The organism is Terrisporobacter hibernicus, from assembly GCF_020809405.1.
GTDB lineage: Bacteria > Bacillota > Clostridia > Peptostreptococcales > Peptostreptococcaceae > Terrisporobacter > Terrisporobacter petrolearius.
In genome coordinates this window covers 3,099,450-3,120,064 of sequence record NZ_CP081135.1, presented here as the reverse complement: position 1 = coordinate 3,120,064, position 20,615 = coordinate 3,099,450, and the positions used below count along the sequence as shown (strand labels likewise).

General features: G+C 28.9%; 16 protein-coding genes and 1 other annotated feature. Of the genes, 1 reads left to right on the top strand and 15 read right to left on the bottom strand.

The genetic code is table 11. The features are described 5' to 3' along the window. Positions 1 to 55: 55 nt before the first annotated feature. The 10 genes from ruvX to JW646_RS15010 form a co-directional block, all read right to left on the bottom strand. A complete protein-coding gene (ruvX, locus tag JW646_RS15055) occupies positions 56 to 484 on the bottom strand; it encodes a Holliday junction resolvase RuvX (protein WP_074915527.1) in 429 nt (142 codons plus the stop codon). A 159-nt stretch (positions 485 to 643) separates the two neighbouring features. Then, positions 644 to 2,824 (bottom strand): hypothetical protein, encoded by a 2,181-nt coding sequence (locus tag JW646_RS15050; protein WP_228415566.1) that lies wholly within the window; start codon positions 2,822 to 2,824, stop codon positions 644 to 646. A gap of 342 nt (positions 2,825 to 3,166) precedes the next feature. Next, a complete protein-coding gene (locus tag JW646_RS15045) occupies positions 3,167 to 5,341 on the bottom strand; it encodes a hypothetical protein (RefSeq protein ID WP_228415565.1) in 2,175 nt (724 codons plus the stop codon). 17 nt (positions 5,342 to 5,358) lie between these two features. After that, the gene (locus tag JW646_RS15040; RefSeq protein ID WP_074915521.1) at positions 5,359 to 5,616 is read right to left on the bottom strand and encodes an IreB family regulatory phosphoprotein; all 258 of its coding nucleotides are present in this window, start codon (positions 5,614 to 5,616) and stop codon (positions 5,359 to 5,361) included. A gap of 18 nt (positions 5,617 to 5,634) precedes the next feature. Continuing rightward, positions 5,635 to 8,274, bottom strand: a complete 2,640-nt coding sequence (alaS, locus tag JW646_RS15035) for an alanine--tRNA ligase (protein WP_228415564.1) — start codon at positions 8,272 to 8,274, stop codon at positions 5,635 to 5,637. Positions 8,275 to 8,434: 160 nt separating this feature from the next. After that, positions 8,435 to 8,652, bottom strand: a binding site (T-box leader). Between the two features lie 65 nt (positions 8,653 to 8,717). Beyond that, positions 8,718 to 9,806 (bottom strand): tRNA 2-thiouridine(34) synthase MnmA, encoded by a 1,089-nt coding sequence (gene mnmA / locus JW646_RS15030; RefSeq protein ID WP_228415563.1) that lies wholly within the window; start codon positions 9,804 to 9,806, stop codon positions 8,718 to 8,720. Between the two features lie 141 nt (positions 9,807 to 9,947). Further along, on the bottom strand, positions 9,948 to 10,391 hold the full coding sequence (gene nifU, locus JW646_RS15025) for a Fe-S cluster assembly scaffold protein NifU (protein WP_074915515.1): 444 nt from the start codon (positions 10,389 to 10,391) through the stop codon (positions 9,948 to 9,950). A gap of 52 nt (positions 10,392 to 10,443) precedes the next feature. Next, positions 10,444 to 11,634, bottom strand: coding sequence for a cysteine desulfurase NifS (gene nifS, locus JW646_RS15020; protein WP_228417395.1), 1,191 nt, complete (start codon positions 11,632 to 11,634; stop codon positions 10,444 to 10,446). 14 nt (positions 11,635 to 11,648) lie between these two features. Then, entirely contained in the window at positions 11,649 to 12,110 is a 462-nt protein-coding gene (locus tag JW646_RS15015; protein WP_074915513.1) for an RrF2 family transcriptional regulator, read from the bottom strand. A 208-nt stretch (positions 12,111 to 12,318) separates the two neighbouring features. Next, positions 12,319 to 13,092, bottom strand: coding sequence for a GNAT family N-acetyltransferase (locus JW646_RS15010; protein ID WP_074915511.1), 774 nt, complete (start codon positions 13,090 to 13,092; stop codon positions 12,319 to 12,321). 224 nt (positions 13,093 to 13,316) lie between these two features. On the opposite strand from JW646_RS15010, the gene JW646_RS15005 reads away from it, so the two are divergent. Continuing rightward, positions 13,317 to 13,532 carry a hypothetical protein gene (locus tag JW646_RS15005; RefSeq protein ID WP_018589677.1) on the top strand — a complete coding sequence of 72 codons (216 nt, stop codon included), beginning with the start codon at positions 13,317 to 13,319 and terminating at the stop codon, positions 13,530 to 13,532. A 52-nt stretch (positions 13,533 to 13,584) separates the two neighbouring features. On the opposite strand, the gene JW646_RS15000 is transcribed toward JW646_RS15005, so the two are convergent. The 5 genes from JW646_RS15000 to JW646_RS14980 form a co-directional block, all read right to left on the bottom strand. Next, on the bottom strand, positions 13,585 to 14,862 hold the full coding sequence (locus JW646_RS15000; protein ID WP_148556335.1) for a replication-associated recombination protein A: 1,278 nt from the start codon (positions 14,860 to 14,862) through the stop codon (positions 13,585 to 13,587). A gap of 55 nt (positions 14,863 to 14,917) precedes the next feature. Continuing rightward, positions 14,918 to 15,703 (bottom strand): GTP-sensing pleiotropic transcriptional regulator CodY, encoded by a 786-nt coding sequence (gene codY, locus JW646_RS14995; protein WP_074915505.1) that lies wholly within the window; start codon positions 15,701 to 15,703, stop codon positions 14,918 to 14,920. Between the two features lie 158 nt (positions 15,704 to 15,861). Then, positions 15,862 to 17,937: a type I DNA topoisomerase gene (topA, locus tag JW646_RS14990; RefSeq protein WP_228415562.1), complete on the bottom strand. Its 2,076-nt coding sequence runs from the start codon at positions 17,935 to 17,937 to the stop codon at positions 15,862 to 15,864. Positions 17,938 to 17,963: 26 nt separating this feature from the next. Then, a complete protein-coding gene (dprA, locus tag JW646_RS14985; RefSeq protein ID WP_074915501.1) occupies positions 17,964 to 19,061 on the bottom strand; it encodes a DNA-processing protein DprA in 1,098 nt (365 codons plus the stop codon). A 3-nt stretch (positions 19,062 to 19,064) separates the two neighbouring features. Further along, on the bottom strand, positions 19,065 to 20,603 hold the full coding sequence (locus JW646_RS14980; protein ID WP_228415561.1) for a YifB family Mg chelatase-like AAA ATPase: 1,539 nt from the start codon (positions 20,601 to 20,603) through the stop codon (positions 19,065 to 19,067). Positions 20,604 to 20,615: the final 12 nt, after the last annotated feature.

The window sequence follows — 20,615 nt, the reverse complement described above, 5'->3', positions numbered from 1 at the left end:
TTCTTTTTTATATTATATATTATACTAAGATAATTTCAAATATATTATTAAAATATTATTGGAAATTTCTTTGTAAGTCTAAGTAACCTTGTAATATTATTACTGCTGCCAGCATATCTATTACTTTTTTTCTATTTTCTCTTCTAACATTGCCTTCAATTAAAGATCTTTCAGCAGCCACTGTAGATAATCTTTCATCCCAAAATTCTATTGGTAAATTTGTTTCTTTCTTTATTAGTTCACAAAATTTTTGAACTTTTTCTCCTTGTGGTCCTACAGTACCATTCATATTCTTCGGTAGTCCTGATACTATTTTATTTACTTGTTTTTCTGAAATTATCTTTTTAATTTCTTCTATGTCTTTTTTCTTGCCAACTCTTTTAATAGTTGTTACACCTTGAGCAGTTAATCCCATTAAATCACTTACTGCAACTCCTATAGTTTTATCTCCTATATCAAGACCCATTATTCTTCCATCAAGCATGTTTTTCTCCTTTATGTAGCCATCATCATCCCTCTTAATTTTACATAAACATAATTAATAGGGACATCTATTATTTTATCTTATTTTATTTTTCTCATACCTTATTTTATATTATATTTTAAAAATTAGCCAGAATTTAATTCTGGCTAATGTAATTTTCTATTCTATTTTATCATTAAAAATTATCATATTAATACTTATAATTAATATTGGTATTAGTATGTATATAGAAGCTGTAGCTGCTGCTACTATTCCAGAATCATTAACTAGTAATGTTACTAAACATCCAACCATAGATGCAATAAATCCTTTAAATATCATAGGGTATTTATTAGATATATTTTTCATATGTTTAGAAGGTCTAAATATAAATATACCAACTACTGCTATTCCCGTTAATAAGATGTTAACCCAAACAGTAGACCTAGCCAGTTTTAAATTCATTGAAATTTTTCTAGAGAATGTTAATATTATAACACTTGGCCCCTTTTGAAGTATTTCCATTACAAATGCTCCTAAGTGAGATTCTGTTCCCATTAGTATATCTAACCCAGCAAATCCTAACACTAATAAAAGCGCTGCAAAACCTACTATTATTATTTTCTTTAAGTCTAACTTAACACCATATATCAACATCATAAATATTAAGAATGCAACACATTCAGATATAGCTGCCCCAACATTAGCTCCCATAAATGGTGCTGCCGTTGTTATTAATAGTACAATAAACAATACTCCAACTAACCATTTGTGTATTCTTTCCTTATTTAATAAAACTGCTAGACCAAATATGGCGCTTCCTATAATAACACCTTGGTATTCATTACCTACCCCATAGTATCTAGCACCTACTATAGCGTCATAACTCATCACACTATATTTCATAAAGAATGTTCCAATTATTGAATCAAATACTACTAGTCCTACTGTTAGTAAAGCATAATATGACATTTGTTTTATATCACTATTTTTAAATAATAATCGACCAGACAAATATATTAAAATACTAATTACTACAACACTTATTATTATACCAGTCTGAGTTTTAGCATTAAATATTGGTGCAGATAGTAATGCTAGAGGCATTATTAGCCCTAATTTAATAAATTCTTTCAAAACTGTAAATACTTTATCTTTATAAGATAATTTATTTTTAAATAGTAAAGCTAGCATGGCTATTACACCTGATGCAGATACAATCCCTACAAAAACATTAACTAAAGTTGATCTTACACTATTTATGGAAACTATCTTTTCATATTGGTTGGATAAATAACTTATATTATCACTTTTTTCAACATGGTCAAATGCTCTACCTATCATAATATTACTAGATAATCCAAATTCCTTTAGTATATCCACACCTAAATCTAAATTTGCAATTATACCATCTCTTCTTGTAGTAGCGCTTGATAACAACCCTTTTTTAGAATCACTAAACTTAACTACTGGAGATAAACGTCTTTTATTATTGTAATCCAACTTACTTTGGAATTCACTTACAATATATACTACATCATTTTCACCTACCATATTGAAGACTTCACTTAAGTAATTATTTATATTGGCATATACATTTTTTTTAATATCCTTATAAGTCTTTTCATTTAAATTAGATTTATATTCATCTAATCTATATGTATCACCTAATTCTATAAATAAGGCATCATTACCCTTATAATATGATTTAGTTTCTTTGATTAATTTTTCGTAGTCTGTTTTTATTCCATAAGGCATAGATAAATCTTTTGTATTTATATTATCTACATTACCTGCATTGACTCTACCAAAATTATCCATACATATTAACCCAGCATTTCTTATTTTTACTATATTATTATTTTTTACTATGTCACTATTTCCTAAAAGCGCAATTTTCTTATTAGCATCTGATAGTGTTTGACCTAGCACTCCTAATGTAGAACCATAACTACCTTTTTCAATATTAACGTTAATAGATGCATTAATATCCAAATTATTTATACCCTTCGGATTTTTTCCTATGGCAGACTTGTACATTAATCCATTGTCTTTATTTAAGTTTTCAAAAGAAATAGGACCATTGCTAATAACATTAGCCCTGCCTCCTGCACCTATACTAGCATATGACCTTGCATCGTCATTACCTTGATCACCTCTAGTATTCATCAAACCAATGTATCCACTCTTGCTTAACTTTTCTTTTAAAGCAGGTATTCTTTGTAAATCATTTATATTAGATCTATTCATACTTATATAAATAACTTTACCTTCTCCTGTTGTTGTTGCAAAGGAATATTTAGGCATAAACCCTATACATATCATAACTACTGACAATAATGATATTATTTTTTTCATCATTATAACTGACCCACTTTCTATTTTGATAAATTACACTTGAGAGTTTCTTCTAGCAATTCATCTCTTTCTTATTTGCTTGTTACTGTTGTAGCGTCTTTTTTATAAAATCACCTAAGCTAAAGATATTTAAGCAGCTACATTTCATTTCATAAAAAACTATGTATATAAATATGTTTTTTCATTAATTATTAACAAAATTTTCGAACTCTTCTTTTTATAGTTCTACAGTATCATTTGTATTATTTAGTAATTTTAATACAGTTTTTTTTACTTATTTTTATGAAAAGATTTATATTATTTTTTAAAAATTAGCCAGAATTAAATTCTGGCTAATTTAAATCTCTATTCTATTTTATCATTAAAAATTAACATGTTAATGCTTATAATTAATATTGGAATTAATATATATATGGATGCTGTAGCTGCTGCTACTATTCCAGAATCATTAACTAACAATGTTATTAAGCATCCTACCATAGATGCAATAAATCCTTTAAATATCATAGGATATTTATTGGATATATTTTTCATATGTTTAGATGGTCTAAATATGAATATACCAATTACAGCTATTCCTACTAGTAATATATTTACCCACACAGATGATTTTGCTAGCTTTAAGTTCATAGATATTTTTCTACCAAATGTATTAAATATAGCTTGTGGTCCCTCTTGTAATATTTGTTGAGTAAATACTCCTAAGTGAGACTCCATACCTAACATTAAGTCTAATCCTGCAAATATTAAAACCAATACAACTGCTGATATTCCTAATAGCATGATTTTTTTGAAGTCTAACTTAACATCAAATATTAACATGATAAATAATAGGTATGCTATACATTCAGATATGGCACCGCCAACATTTGCCCCCATTGAAGGAAATGCACTTGTAATAAGTATTACAACCGATAATAATATGGTGAACCACTTTGGTATTTTTTTGTAATTAAGAAGAACAGATAGGGCAAATACTGCACTTGCTATTGTTACACCTTCATACTCATTACCAACTCCATAATATCTAGCTCCTACTATTGCGTCATAACTCATTATGCAATTTTTCATAAGAGGTGTTCCCATGACTGAGTCAAGAACTATTAAAACTATTGTAAGGAACGCATAATATCCCATTTGTTTAATATCATTGTCTTTAAAGAGTAATCGTCCTGATAAATAAAGTAAAATTGTCATTATTACAACACCACTTACTAATCCTAATTGACTTTTAAAATTAAATATAGGTGATAGTAACAAGGTTAAAGGCATTATCAATCCTAACTTAATTAACTCTTTTAATATTACGAATATTTTTTCTTTGTGAGGTAATTTATCCTTGCATAGTAAGGCTAACATTGCTATTACCCATGATGCAGATACAATTCCTACGAAAGTATTTACAACAGTAGCTCTAATATTATTTATTGAAACTATTTTTTCATATTGTGAAGATAGGTAATTTATATTATCATCTTTTTCAATATTGTTCAATGTTCTTCCTATCATAGCTTTATTTTTTAGGCCAAATTCACTTAAAATATCAACACCTAAATCTAAGTTAGCTATTATTCCATCTCTTCTTGTTGTTGCACTTTCTAATAATCCTTTTTTATTATCAGAAAATTTAATAACAGGAGCTAGACGTCTTTTATTATTATAGTCTAGAGTACTTGGAGACTCACTTACAATATACACAACATCATTTTCACCTATCATATTAAATACTTCTTTTAAATATGTATTTATATAAGAGTAAATTTGCTTTCTTGTTTTGTTATATGTATTTTCATTTAAATTTAATTTGTACTCATCTAGTCTATATGTGTCTCCAAGTTCTACAAACAAAGCATCACTGCTCTTATAATATGTTTTAGTTTCAGCAGTTAATTTGTCATAGTCTGTTCTTAATCCATATGGCATATTTAAATCTTTTACAGTAATATTATCCACATTTCCAGAGTCTACACGACCTGAAGTGTCCATACATATTAATCCTGTATTTCTTATTTTTTTTAATTGATTATTTTCTACAATATCACTATTACCTAATAGTGCTACGCTTTTGTTATTATCAGATAATGTTTGACCAAGTAGTCCTAATGTAGAACCATAACTTCCACTTTCAATATTGTTATTAATAGACTTGTTGATACCTAGGTTATTTATATCTTTTGGATTTTCTCCTGTAGATGCCTTGTATATTTTACTATTCTCATCATTTAGATTTTCAAAAGATATAGCTTCGTCATTAACTACATTGGCTCTACATCCAGCACCTATACTAGCATATGATCTTGCATCGTCATTTCCTTGATCACCTCTAGTATTCATTAAACCAATATATCCACTCTTGCTTAGTTTTTCTTTTAGAACAGGTATTCTTTGTAAGTCTTTTATATTAGCCCTATTCATGCTTATATAGATAACTTTACCTTCTTCTGCTGCAAAGGAATAATTTGGAATAACCCCAATACATATCATGATTAATAATAATAATGATATTATTCTTTTCCTCATTATAATTGACCCACTTTCTATTTTGATAGATAACTCTTAAGAATTTCTTCTAGCAACTCATCTCTTTCGTATTTTCTTATTGCTGTTCTAGCGTCTTTGTGGCCTGTTATATAACTAGAGTCACCAGATAGGATATATCCTATAATTTGATTGATAGGATCATATCCCTTTTCTTGTAAAGCTTGGTAAACATAATTTATTGTTTCTCCTACACTCATACTTTTATTTTCTGTAACTCCTTCGAATTTTACTGTATAATCGAAATTATTATCCAAAATAATTCCCCCTTTCAGTTATTTAATTTGGCCTTTTATAACCTCACTTGCATAACTTAAAGCTTCGTCTACTTTTGATATATCAGTTGCTCCAGCTTGTGCCATGTTTGGTCTTCCGCCACCTTTACCATTAGCTATTTTTGCAACTTCTCTAACAATATTTCCTGAGTGTATACCTTTTTCTATTACATCATTGGTTGCAGTAACAACAAAGTTTACTTTATTATCTACTACATTTGAAAGAACTACTACACCACTTCCTACTTTATCTCTTAGAGAGTCTGCAGTTTCTTTTAGCGAATTCATGTCTATTCCTTCAAACTTAGCACACAGTAAACTTACTCCAGATACATCAACTTTTGAATCTAATAAAGCATCAACTGATTGTAAATTTAATTTAGTTTTAGCATCTTGTAATTCCTTAGTTAAAGATTTATTTTCTTCTACTAAAGTATGTGCTCTTTGAACTAAATTATCTTCTTTTGTTTTTAAAGCTATACATATGTCATTTATTACTGTATCTCTGTTTGTTAAATATTTATAAACAGCTTTACCAGTTATAGCTTCAATTCTTCTAACACCAGCTGCTACTCCTCCTTCAGATAGTATTTTGAATAATCCAACTTGAGAAGTATTGTTAAGGTGAGTTCCTCCACAAAGCTCTACTGAATAATTGCCCATAGATACAACTCTTACCTCATTACCATACTTTTCGCCAAAGAGTGCCATAGCTCCTTTTTCTTTTGCATCTTTTATATTCATAATTTCGCAATTTATGTCTAATGCGTCTAAAATAGCAATATTTACTTTTTCTTCTACTAGTTTTAACTCTTCTTTTGATATTGGTTCAAAATGAGTCACGTCAAATCTTAATCTTTCTGGAGTTACTAAAGAACCAGCTTGGTTAACATGATCACCTAAAACTTCTTTTAATGCTTCATGTAACAAGTGTGTTGCAGTATGGTTTCTTGCACAATCCATTCTTATTTCCTTGTTAACTTTTGATTCTAATTTATCATTTACATTTATTTTACCTTTTTTAACAAATCCTATGTGCTTTATCGTATTGTTTGCACCTTTTTTAGTATCAACAACTTCAAATATAGCATCTTTATTTTCTAATGTCCCTATATCTCCAGCTTGTCCTCCACCTTCTGCATAGAAAGCAGTTTCATTTAGTACTACTATAGCTTTTTCACCTTCACATATAGTATTTGTAACATTATCGCCTTTAACTATAGCAGTAACATTACCACATACATTTAAGTTTTCATATCCATCAAATGTTGAAGCTATACTTTCATCTAGTGTTGATAGTGGATCTTCTTTCCAACTTTCGTCTTCCATAGCACCTCTATCAGCTCTAGCTCTTTGTCTTTGTGCTTCCATTTCTCTTTGGAATCCATCTTCATCTATTTCAAATCCTTGCTCTTCAAGAATTTCCTGAGTTAAGTCCATAGGGAATCCATAAGTATCGTATAATTTAAATGCTTTTTCTCCACTTAAAACTTTTTCGTTATTTTCTTTTAATTCATCTATATAAGAATTTAATATCTCAACACCTTGGTCTAAAGTTTCGTTGAATTTTTCTTCTTCTATTTTAATTACTTTTTTAACGTAACTTTCTTTTTCTACTATTTCTGGATATGCTTCTCCACTTACTTTTTTAACTCTGTCGAATAATATATATAAGAAATCCTCTTTAATTCCTAATAATTTACCATGACGAGCTGCTCTTCTAAGTAGTCTTCTAAGAACATATCCTCTTCCTTCATTAGAAGGTAATACACCATCAGCTATTAAGAAACTCATAGCTCTCATATGATCAGTTATTATTCTTATAGATACATCATTTTTAGAATCTTTTCCATATTTAACATTAGCTAATTCTTCTATTCCTTCAATAATATATTTTATTGTGTCTATTTCAAATATGTTGTCTACATCTTGCATTATACAAGCCATTCTTTCAAGCCCCATACCAGTATCTATGTTTTTGTTAGCTAGTTCTGGATAAGTTCCATCTTCTTGTCTATCAAACTGAGTGAAAACTAAGTTCCAAAATTCTAAATATCTATCACAATCACATCCTGGCTTACAGTCTGGACTTTCACATCCAAATTTTTCACCTCTATCAAAGTATATTTCTGAACAAGGTCCACATGGTCCAAGTCCTATCTCCCAGAAGTTATCATCTTTTCCAAGTCTAACCATTCTTTCTTCTGGCACACCAATTTCTTTAACCCAGTAATCATAAGCTTCATCATCATTTAGATATACAGTTACCCATAGTTTATCTTCTGGTATCTGTAGTTGCTTTGTTATAAATTCCCATGCCCATGTTATAGCTTCTGTTTTAAAGTAATCTCCAAATGAAAAGTTACCCATCATTTCAAAGAAAGTACCATGTCTAGCAGTTTTACCAACATTTTCTATATCACCTGTTCTTATACATTTTTGACAAGTAGACATTCTTTTACTTGGTGGCACTTCCACTCCTGAGAAATAGTTTTTAAGTGGTGCCATACCTGAGTTTATAAGTAATAAACTTTTATCATTGTTTGGTATTAAAGATGCACTTTTACCTACATAATGTCCTTTTGATTCAAAGAACTCTAAAAATCTTTTTCTAATTTCATTAGCTCCTAAGTTTTGCATTAGCTTTACCTCCTATAAATTTATATCTTTTACTTTACAAATAAAATTTCCTATTGTTTCTATTGATTAAGTAATATAATATTTTACTCAAAATTAATAAATATATTTTAATTTACTTTACTTAAAACAAATTAAAAAACCTCGCACCTATATAAAACTATATAGGGGCGAGGTATATTCGCGGTACCACCCTAATTATCATAATAAATATGATATCTTCGGAAAACCTTAGCTATAACGTAACTACCGTCAATCTATACTTAATTTCCAGATTGATACTCCAAGACTGCTTCAAATATTCTACTCTAGGAGTTCTCACCATTTCTCCTTCTCTGTGAAGACCTTAAATATTTTACTACTTCTTTTCACTGTATTTAAATTATTTGTAAAATTATATTTTCTTATAGTAATTCTACTAAATTTTCAATTTATAATCAAGTATATTATAAACTTTTATCTATAATTCCTCCTCCAACTACTTTATCTCCTTGATACATTACAACAGATTGACCTTTAGTAATAGCTCTTTGAGGCTGATCAAACACTATTCTTATTGAGTCTTTTCCGTTTTTGTATACTGTAGCTGGTGATGGTTTTGCAGAGTATCTAATTTTAGCTTCAACTCTAATTGGTTCTGTAATCTCATCTACTGTTATTAGGTTAACATCTTTTGCTATTAATTCATTATTGAATAAATCGTCATTTGAGCCTAAGATTACTTCATTAGTTTGTGGGTTTATATCAAGAACAAACATAGGTTTACCAAAAGCAATTCCTAGCCCTTTTCTTTGTCCTATTGTGTAATAAATTATTCCTTTATGTCTTCCTAAAATATTACCTTTAGTATCTACAAAGTTTCCTTCTTTAATACGTTTGTTTGAATGCCTTTTTACATAGTTTGCATAATCATTGTCTTTTACAAAACAAATTTCTTGGCTATCAGGTTTATTGTGAACGTCCATTCCCATTTCTTTCGCGATTTCTCTTACTCTATCTTTTTCATAGTCTCCAATTGGAAGCAATGTATGTTCTAGTTGTTCTTGTGTTAAATTATATAGTGCATAAGTTTGATCTTTTTTATCAGTTACTGATTTTATCAAATAATTTCTACCAGTTTCTTCGTCTTTTTCAATCTTAGCATAATGACCAGTTGCAACATAATCACAACCTAGTGCCATGGCCCTTCTATATAAGTCATCAAATTTTATATGCTTATTGCATGCTATACAAGGATTTGGTGTCCTTCCTTGTAAATATTCATCAATAAAATAATCTATTACTTTTTCTTTAAATACATCTTTAAAATTTAATACATAAAATGGGATGCCTATTTTGTCTGCAACAGCCCTTGCATCTTCTACAGCTGCCAATGAACAACATCCTCCATCATTTTCTATCAGATCATATTCTTCATCATCTTGCCATAATTTCATAGTAACGCCGATTACTTCGTATCCTTGTTTTTTTAGTAAGTATGCAGCAACAGAACTATCTACCCCACCACTCATACCTATCATTACTCTTTTGCTCATTTTCTAAATCACCTCATTCTCTATATTATATATACTTTAAAAGAATTTTAAAAGTATATTTTTAAATTCTCAAAATTTCTTGCTTCTTTGACAAAAAAAATCTTTGAGATACGTTACCCCAAAGATTTTATTTATTTTATATTAGTCTTCTTCTATATCATGGTGATGATCATGGTCATCGTCTATAACTACACCATCTAGTTCTGGTATGTGTATATTATTTTTTTGTGCATAATCTATTAATGCTGCTTTTATAGCTTGTTCTGCTAAAACTGAACAGTGCATTTTAACTGGTGGTAAACCATCTAGTGCTTCAGCAACAGCCTTATTAGTAATTTCTAAAGCTTCATGTATATTTTTACCTTTTACCATTTCTGTAGCCATTGATGAAGAAGCTATAGCTGAACCACATCCAAATGTTTGGAATTTAACATCCTTTATTATTTCATCTTCTATATCAAGGAATATTTTCATTATATCCCCACATTTAGCATTTCCAACTTCACCTATTCCACTTGCATCTTCTATTTGTCCAACATTTCTTGGGTTTAAGAAATGATCCATTACTTTATCACTATATTGCATAATCGTTTCCTCCTAATATTTTCATATATATATATCTATCTATTCTAATTTATTATTTATTTTGTTCTTTTAAATATGTTTGATATAAAGGCGATAATCCTCTAAGTCTTTCTATTACTTTTGGAAGATGTTCTAATATATAATCTATATCATCTTCAGTAGTAAAATCTCCAACAGTAAGTCTTAAAGAACCATGTGCCCATTCATGAGTTAATCCTATGGCCATTAATACATGAGATGGATCTAGAGAACCTGATGTACAAGCAGAACCACTTGAACCAGCTATTCCTACTTGATCTAATAACAGTAATATTCCTTCACCTTCTATAAATTCAAATGAGAAGTTTGCATTACCTGGTAACCTATCAGTTCTGTGTCCATTTAATCTTGTATAAGGTATTCTTTCTAATACACCTTCTATTAATTTTTCTCTAAGTCTTGTTAATTCTGATACATGATGTTCCATATTTTCTTTAGCAATTTCTGCTGCTTTTCCATACCCTACTATTGAAGGTATATTTTCAGTTCCAGCTCTTTTTCTTTTTTCTTGAGCTCCACCATGTATAAGATTGTGTATTCTTACACCTTTTTTCATATATAAAGAACCAATACCTTTTGGTCCATATATTTTATGAGAAGACATACTCATTAAGTCAACATCTATATCTTTAACATCTACTGGTATATTACCAGCTGCTTGAACTGCATCTGTATGCATCAAAGCACCATGTTCGTGAGCTATTTTAGCTATTTCTTTTATAGGTTGTATCGTTCCTATTTCATTATTTGCATACATTATACTTACAAGTATAGTAGTATCTTTTATTTCTCTTTTTAATTGTTCTAAATCTACTTTTCCATTTTCATCAACATCTAAATAAGTAACTTCAAATCCATGTACTTTTTGTAAATATTCACAAGTATGAAGTATAGCATGATGTTCTATTTTACTTGTTATTATATGATTTCCTTTATCTCTTCTTGCAAAAGCAGTTCCTTCTAAAGCCCAGTTATCACTTTCACTTCCACCATTTGTGAAATATATTTCACTTGGATCTGCATTAATAAGTGATGCTACTTGTTTTCTAGATTTATCTAAAGCCGTTTTTGCTTCTCTTCCAAATAAGTGGAAACTTGACGCATTCCCAAAGTAATCAGTTAAATATGGCATCATTTCGTCTAATACTTCTTTTTTTACTGGAGTAGTAGCTGAATAATCCATGTATAGTCTTCTTTTTTCCATCATAAATTCATCTCCTATTTTTTATTATTCATTAACTCTGTTATATCAAATTCTTTTATGTTATTTTTCTTATTGTAGTCATCAACCATATCTTGCAGTGTAATGGAATTTAATACGTCTTCAATTCCTTTTTTTAACTTTTCCCATACTAATTTGGTAGAGCAATCATTTGAGTTTTCACAGACTCCTTCATCAATAATGCATTGAGATAGTGCTACTGGTCCCTCAAGTATAGCAAGTACATCACCTACAGTAACTTCATTAGGTGCTTTATTAAGAAGATATCCGCCTTGCGCCCCTCTTACACTAGTTATTAATTTTGACTTCTTCAATGTAGAAAATATTTGTTCTAAATACTGCTCTGGTATTTTTTGTTTACTTGCAATCATGTTTAAAGGCATAGGCCCTTCATTTACATGCAAAGATAATTCAAATATTGCCTTAAGTCCATATTTACCTTTAGTTGATAATTTCATTTTTTATCACCCTCTGTGTCTATTCCAATTCATAGTAAACTTGTATGAATTACTTTGATATCATTGTATTATTTCCTACTGTTTTTGTCAAGATTATTTCTGACTATTTTTATCAGAATTAATTGCTTAACATTTAATGATAATTTATTTATACCCACAAATAAAAAAAGATAACTTGAAAATTCAAATTATCCTTTAACAATTTTTTCTATTTACGATATATACTCCAATACCCAATTTGTTCAAATCCTAACATTTTATATATAGCACCTGCTGCTTCATTATCACAAAATAAACAAGGTATTCTATTTTCTTCTAGCAATTCATTACAAATCTTTATTAGACATCTGGTAGCATAGCTTCTATTTCTATATTTAGGATGAGTTCCTACCCCTATAATCATAGCATTATGCCTATTTTCTGAAGTTGTTTTAGCCATAGAAACTACTTTTCCTTCTCTTTCTATACAGTAACCTCTCCCAGTTTTTAAACTAGACTTAATATTGTCTACTGTTGTATCTTCAAATTCATCTATTTCTTCATATAATTTTACTATTTTATTTAAATTTCCAAATCTAATTTTTCTAAGTTTAACATTATCTTCTATGTACGGAGGTAGTAGGTTTTTATTAATTAATTTAAAAATATTAACTTTTCTATATTTTCCTAAGCAAATCTTTTTCTCTAATTTTTCCAGTGCTTGTGATTTTCCACAGACCTCTTCACAACTACTGTCGTTTATAAATTCTGCGAAATCATCTACATCAAACTTATCATAAGCATAAAATATAATAAATTCAAAACATTTTAGTAAAATACCTTCAATTTCTCCTTCTTCATTTATTCCACCATAAATGCTAAAAAAATAACTATCATAGCCATATCTCTCAATATCACTTAATAAAAATATATTCACTTCTTTTTCTTTATGCAAATATTCAATAACCTTCTTATGATAAGTACTATTTAGTCTTTGAATCATTAACATTCCCCCTGATATATGATCATCATTTATTAAAATTATTAAAAACTCCTCAATATTAATCATAAGTTTATTTAATCTCACTTGCAATTAAAAATTCTACTTACTAATATATATAGTTAAACAATTAATTTTTTATGATTTTTATTGGTAATCTTTTATAAGAATTTTAAATTATTTAAAACAAATAATAATCTTATAAATATGTAAAAGGATGTGTAAAAATGACTGACAAAAAAAGACCTAGCACAAAAAAAATGAAAGATTACGAAAATGAAAAATTAGAAATAGCTAGCGAATTAGGAACAATTAATATGAATGACGTACAAGTAAATGTTAAAATAGCTGCCCAAGATGAAGCAAAATATAGCAGTAAAACTACTACAAAACAACATAACTTAAATAATCAAATGAAAACTACACCTCACGAAAAAGTATAATTAAATCTTACTTACAAATAAAAATCAAGTATACCTTTGGTATACTTGATTTTTATTTTGATTTATTTTTAATTAATTTCCAATAATTTTCGAAGGAACTTTCATTTTTATTGTTACCATGAACATAATATTTTTTATCCTTTATTGCATCTGGTAAATATTGCTGATCTACGTAGTGATTTTCGAAATTATGAGGATATTTGTATTCAATACCTCTACCTAATTTTTTAGCCCCAGCGTAATGAGCATCTTTTAAATGATTTGGGATTTCACCTGTTTCAATATTATCCAAATCATGCAAAGCCATATCAATTGCGTTTATGACTGAATTTGACTTTGGACATTGGGCCAAATATATAGTTGCTTGTGCAAGAGGTATACGTGCTTCAGGGAATCCTAATTGAAGAGCAGCGGAAACACAAGCTTCAGTTATAGTTATAGCCTGAGGAACTGCCAATCCCACATCTTCACTTGCAACACATAATAATCTTCTTGTTATGGATTGAATATCTCCAGCTTTCACTAATCTTGCTAAATAATGAACTGCGCCATCAGCATCAGAGCCTCTTAATGATTTATGAAATGCTGACAATATGGAATATCCATCATCTCCACCTTTATCATAATTTAACATCTTTATAGAAGAGCAATTTATAACATCATCTAGGGTTACTTTAACTGAATTATTAAGAATATCTATTCCCACATTAAATGCTAATTCAAGTTTATTTAAAGCACTTCTCATATCACCATTACAAGTATCTGATATATACTCCAATGCCTTATCTTCTATGTTAATGCTTTCATATGAATACAAGCCTTTCATTTTTTTTACAGCTCTATTTAATCCTTTTACTATATCATTTTTTACAATAGGCTTAAATTCAAATATTGTACTTCTACTTAAAATAGCCTTATACACTACAAAATATGGATTATCTGCAGTACTAGCTATTAGCGTTACTGATCCATCTTCTATCACTTCTAATAAGGATTGTTGCTGTTTTCGATTAAGAGCTTGTATTTCATCAAGCATTAAAAGTATGCCATTGTATGAAAACAAATCTTGTTTATTTGCATCAATTACTTCTTTTATTTCTTTCACTCCACAATTTACAGCATTTAACTTTACATACTTTTTATTTGTACAATTCGCTATAATATTTGCAAGTGTTGTTTTACCTGTGCCTGGCGGACCATACAATATCATATTAGGGATGGTATTGTTATCTAATAATTTATTTATGATTTTTCCTTTTCCAATTATATGAGATTGTCCTACCATATCATCTAAACTTTTAGGACGTAATTTATCTGCCAAAGGTTGCACATCTTTCACTCCTTTTATATGTAAAAAAGGTATCTTATAAAGATACCTTTTTATATTAATAATTACTTCTTACTTTTTTAAGTTCTGGTATTAACTTATCATTAAGAATTTTTATATGAGTTCCCTTCATACCTAGAGATCTAGACTCAATTACACCTGCACTTTCAAATTTTCTAAGAGCATTTACAATTACTGATCTTGTTATTCCTACTCTATCTGCTATTCTACTTGCAACAAGTAAGCCTTCACTTCCTTCTAACTCTTTGAAGATATGTTCTACTGCTTCTAATTCTGAGTAAGACAATGTTCCTATGGCCATTTGAACTACTGCAGTTTTTCTCATTTCTTCTTCCATTTCTTCACTTAGACCTCTTAGAATTTCCATACCTATTACTGTAGCACTATACTCAGATATGACTAAGTCATCATCTGTAAATATATCATTATATCTTGATATTACTAGTGTACCAAGTCTTTGTCCACTTCCTAGTATAGGAACTATTGTATGATATTTTTCTAATCTTCCTTGTTCATCTGGAAATACTTCTAATACTTTCTCTCCAGTTAGGTTTTCCAGTGTTTCATCAATTTTTAAAACTCTATCTGTATAAGCTTTAGGGAAAATTTGTAACTTAGTTTCCTCATCTTCTATAACAGAACTATCTTGAATATCTGTTAAATGAAGACCTATAACTTTTCCTTTTGCACTTATAACATATATATTAGCATCTAATACTTCCCCTAATGTTTCTGCTAATATATCAAATGATACACTACTACCTCCGCTTGTTTGAAGAGTTTTGTTGATTCTTCTTGTCTTTTGTAATACTTCACTTGCCATTTAATCATCTCCTTAACGAAGTTTAAAGAATTTAATATTCTCTAGTTCTCTAGTTCCCTAGTCATTTACTTATTTTACCTATTTCATTCTAACACAAAAATGTACACTAAACAATAAATTGTTTGTACTTTTGCCAATATTCTGTCATCTCAATAATTTTATTCCAAAATTCTACCTTCAGCCTTACACTCTTTATTAGAACATATTTCTTTTGTTTCGCTTTTTGTTTGTTTTTCTATCATGTAAGAACCACATTCTTTACAAATTTCTCCTGTAGGTTTGTACCAACTTATAAAATCACATTCTGGATAATTTGAACATCCATAAAAAGCTTTACCTTTTTTAGATTTTCTAAGAATAATGTCTCCTTCTTTACACTTAGGACATTTTACTCCTACTTTATTAACCAATGGTTTTGTATTTTTACAATCTGGATAGTTTTTACATGCCATAAATTTACCAAATCTACCGTATTTAATAACCATATTTGAACCACATAGTTCACATATTTCATCGGTTTCTTCATCCATATTAATTTTTTCTATTTTTTCGTTAGCTTCTTCTATAGCTTCCTTTAAAGGCTCATAGAACTCACCAACAACACTTTTCCATCTTATGTCGCCTTCTTCTATTTCATCTAATTTACTCTCCATCTGAACGGTGAAGTCAACATCTATGAATTTTTGGAAGTTTATATTTAAAATATCAGTTACTATCATTCCTAACTCTGTTGGATGTAAACTAGTTCCTTGTTTTTCAACATAACCTCTATTTAGTACAGTTGTTATTGTAGGAGCGTAAGTACTTGGTCTACCTATACCCAGTTCTTCTAAAGTTTTAACTAAACTAGCCTCAGTGAATCTTGCCGGTGGCTGAGTGAAGTGTTGAGAAGGCATAAATTGATTAACTTCTAGCTCATCACTTTCTTTTATTGGAGGTAAAATTTTATCTTCTCTTTCTGTAAAATTATAAATCTTAGTATATCCATCAAATTTCATCACTGAGCCTGTTGCTCTAAATAATGCATTACCTATTTTACAATCTACATTTAGAACATCGAATACAGAGTCTTCCATCTGACTAGCTACAAACCTTCTCCAAATCAAGTTATAAAGCTTAAATTGATCTTTACTTAATGAACTTTTCACACTATTTGGTGTTCTAAGTACTGAGGTTGGCCTAATAGCTTCATGGGCATCTTGTACTTTTTTCTTATCTTTGGTCTCTTTTTTATCTGCATTAACTTTATAGTAGTTTTCACCTAATTCTTCTAAGATATATGATTTTGACTTTTCCTTAGCTTCTTCGGATATTCTCTTTGAGTCTGTTCTTATGTATGATATAAGACCTACTGTTCCTTCTCCTTCAATATCCACACCTTCATATAACTCTTGAGCTATTATCATTGTCTTTTTAGTTGTAAAAGACAACTTGTTAGCTGCATCTTGTTGAAGCATACTAGTTGTAAATGGCTTTGGAGCAGATTTTCTTCTTGTTTTTGATTCAATTTTTTCTACTACTAATTTTCCATTTTTTATATCATCTAAAATTTTATTTACTTCTTCTTCATTATTTAAATCTATTTTTTCATTATTAAATGATACGAATTTAAATAATACAATTTCTCCATCTTGAGTTTTTCCTTCAATTTCTAAATTCCAATATTCTTTAGGTACAAATTCATTAATTTCTCTTTCTCTTTCACATATTAATTTTGTTGTTACTGATTGTACCCTACCTGCACTAAGTCCTTTTCTTACTTTGGCCCAAAGGATAGGACTTATTTGATATCCTAAAAGTCTATCTAGTACTCTTCTCGCTTGTTGAGCATCTACAAGTTTTAAATCAATATTCCTAGGACTTTTTATAGCTTTTTTAATAGCATCTTTTGTTATCTCATTAAACTCTATTCTGCATTTATCATTTTCATCAATACCAAGTATATATGATAAATGCCAAGAGATTGCCTCTCCTTCTCTATCGGGGTCAGTTGCCAGATATACTTTCTTAGCTTTTTTAGCTTCTTTTTTTAATTCTTTTATTAAATCGCCTTTACCTCTGATATTAATATATCTTGGTTCAAAATCATTATCTATATCAACACCTAAAGTACTTTTAGGTAAATCTCTAACATGACCAACTGAAGCCTTTACAGTATAATGGCTTTTTCCTAAGAATTTTTCTATTGTTTTAGCTTTTGCAGGCGATTCCACAATTACCAATGTTTTCGCCATTTTTGCACCCCCACCCTTAAATTATTTTAGTTTATGCTAAACATTTTATTATTCATTTCAACAACTAAGTCTCTTAGTAATAATTCATTTATTATAGTATTAACATTTTTTATATCAATACCAGTAGTATCACAAATTTCATTAATTTGCAACATACCTTGCCTTTTTATAACCTGAATAATTTTTAATGCTTCATTACTTAAATCCTTAATATCATATTCTATACTATTTTTATTATTATTAAAACCACTATTATTATATTCATTTAAAATATCATCAATATTTTCTATTAGTTTTGCACCCTCTTTAATTATTTTGTGACAACCTTTGCTTAAATCTGAATTTATATAACCAGGAACTGCAAATATATTTTTACCTTGGTCTAATCCTAGATCAGCAGTAATTAAAGCACCACTTTTTTCTCCTGCTTCTACAACAATAACACCATCACTTATTCCACTAATAATTCTATTTCTACATGGAAAGTTGCCTCTAGTGGTAATATGACCTACATTATATTCAGATAAAATTAATCCTCCATCTTCTAAAATTTCATTAGCAAGAGCTTCATTAGTTGATGGTCTAATATTATCTAAAGATGATGCTAGGACTGCTATAGTCTTGCTTTTTCCCTTTATACATCCTCTATGACAACAAGAATCTATTCCTAAGGCAAGTCCACTTATTATATTAATACCTACTTGAGATAATTCATAACTTATACGATGTGCACAATTTATTCCATAGGGAGTAGGTTTTCTAGAACCAACCATTGCTATATTTAAGTTATTATTTATTATAGACAAATCTCCTTTATAAAATAATAATAAAGGTGGACTATAAATATTTCTAAGTTTTTCTGGATATTCATCATCTTCTATACAAATATACTGAATAGAGTTTTTATATAGTTTTTCTTTAATTTCATCTAAATTGAAACGACTAATATATTTTACTAGATTTTCTTTAATATTTAAACTTATATTTTTCAAATTATATATATCTTTTTCACTAAGACTTATAATTTCCTCTACACTTCCCACTTCTTTAATTATTTTTCTAAGGGTTATAGTACTTAATCCTTTTATGGATTCTATACATAGGTAAATATCTTTTTTATTCATAATTTACTCCAATCTAGAATTAAAATATGTATAATAAGCCTTTCTAAACGAGTAAGACTCTAATACATGGCTTGAGTTTATATCCTCTTTTCCTTCTAAATCCGCTATGGTTCTTGCAATCTTAATTAATTTTGTATAACTTCTATTACTTAACTCATGCTTATTATAAATTTCATTTAAAATATTTGTTGTATTATTATCTAATTTACAGTATTTATCTATCATAGATGTAGACATCTCGTTATTTGTACTTATTAACTCATTTTTAAATCTTTGTCTTTGTATTTCTCTTGCTTTTTCAACTCTAACTCTTATTTGTGAAGATGTTTCTTCATGAGATTGTTCATTAAGTTTTTTAAAAGGTATTTGAGTTACTTCCACAAATATATCAAATCTATCTAAGAGTGGTCCTGATAATTTATTTCTATATCGAATAATATCAAAACTTTGACAACGACATTGTGTTTTTGATAAATATAAGCCACATGGGCAAGGGTTCATAGCTCCAATAACTAGCATATTACAAGGATACTTTACATTTTGTCTTACTCTAGCTATATTCACATATTTATCTTCCATAGGTTGCCTTAAACACTCTAGTATTTTTCTATCAAATTCTGCTATTTCATCTAAAAACAATACTCCTCTATGAGATAAAGTAATCTCTCCTGGTTTGGAATTAAAACCTCCTCCTACTAAAGATTGCTTTGTTGTGCTGTGGTGAGGAGATCTGAATGGTCGCTCTCTAATAATTCCATATTCTTCATTAATTAACCCTGCAATGCTATAGATTTTGCTTATTTCAATCATTTCTTTTTTATCTAATTTAGGTAGTATAGTCCTAATACGTTTTGCTATCATAGTTTTGCCTGACCCAGGAGGACCCACCATCATAAGATTATGATTTCCTGCCGCACATATTTCAGCAGCTCTTTTAGTAAAATAGTTACCTTTAACATCTTTAAAATCTTCTGTATAGTTAAACTTTACATTATCTACCTCTAAGTCTTTATAGGTCAAAGGTCTTTTTTTATTTTCATTAAAATAATTAATACAATCTTTTAATGTTTTAACAGGAATAATTTCTATTCCATCAATAAAGTTACTTTCTCTTAAGTTATCGTAGGGTATGAAAATTCTTTTAAAATTTTCTTTTTTAGCTCCAATAACTAAAGATAAAATTCCCTTTACTTTTCTCAAGTGTCCGTCTAAAGACAACTCTCCTACAAAAACACACTCATTTAAGTAAGAATCATCTTTATTTAAACACTTTCTTAATATACCAATTGAAATAGGTAAATCTAAAAATGAACCCTCTTTTTTAATATCTGCTGGTGATAAATTAACTACTATTCTTGAGTTTGGAAAATCATAACCACTATTGATTATGGCAGATTTTACTCTTTCTCTTGCTTCTCTTACTTCTGCACCAGGAAGTCCTACCACATTAAATGCTGGAATTCCTCTACTTATATCAGTCTCTACCTTTACTAAAAAACTGTCTATTCCTATCAAATTATTAGAATTTATTATACTTAACATATTTCCCCTTTC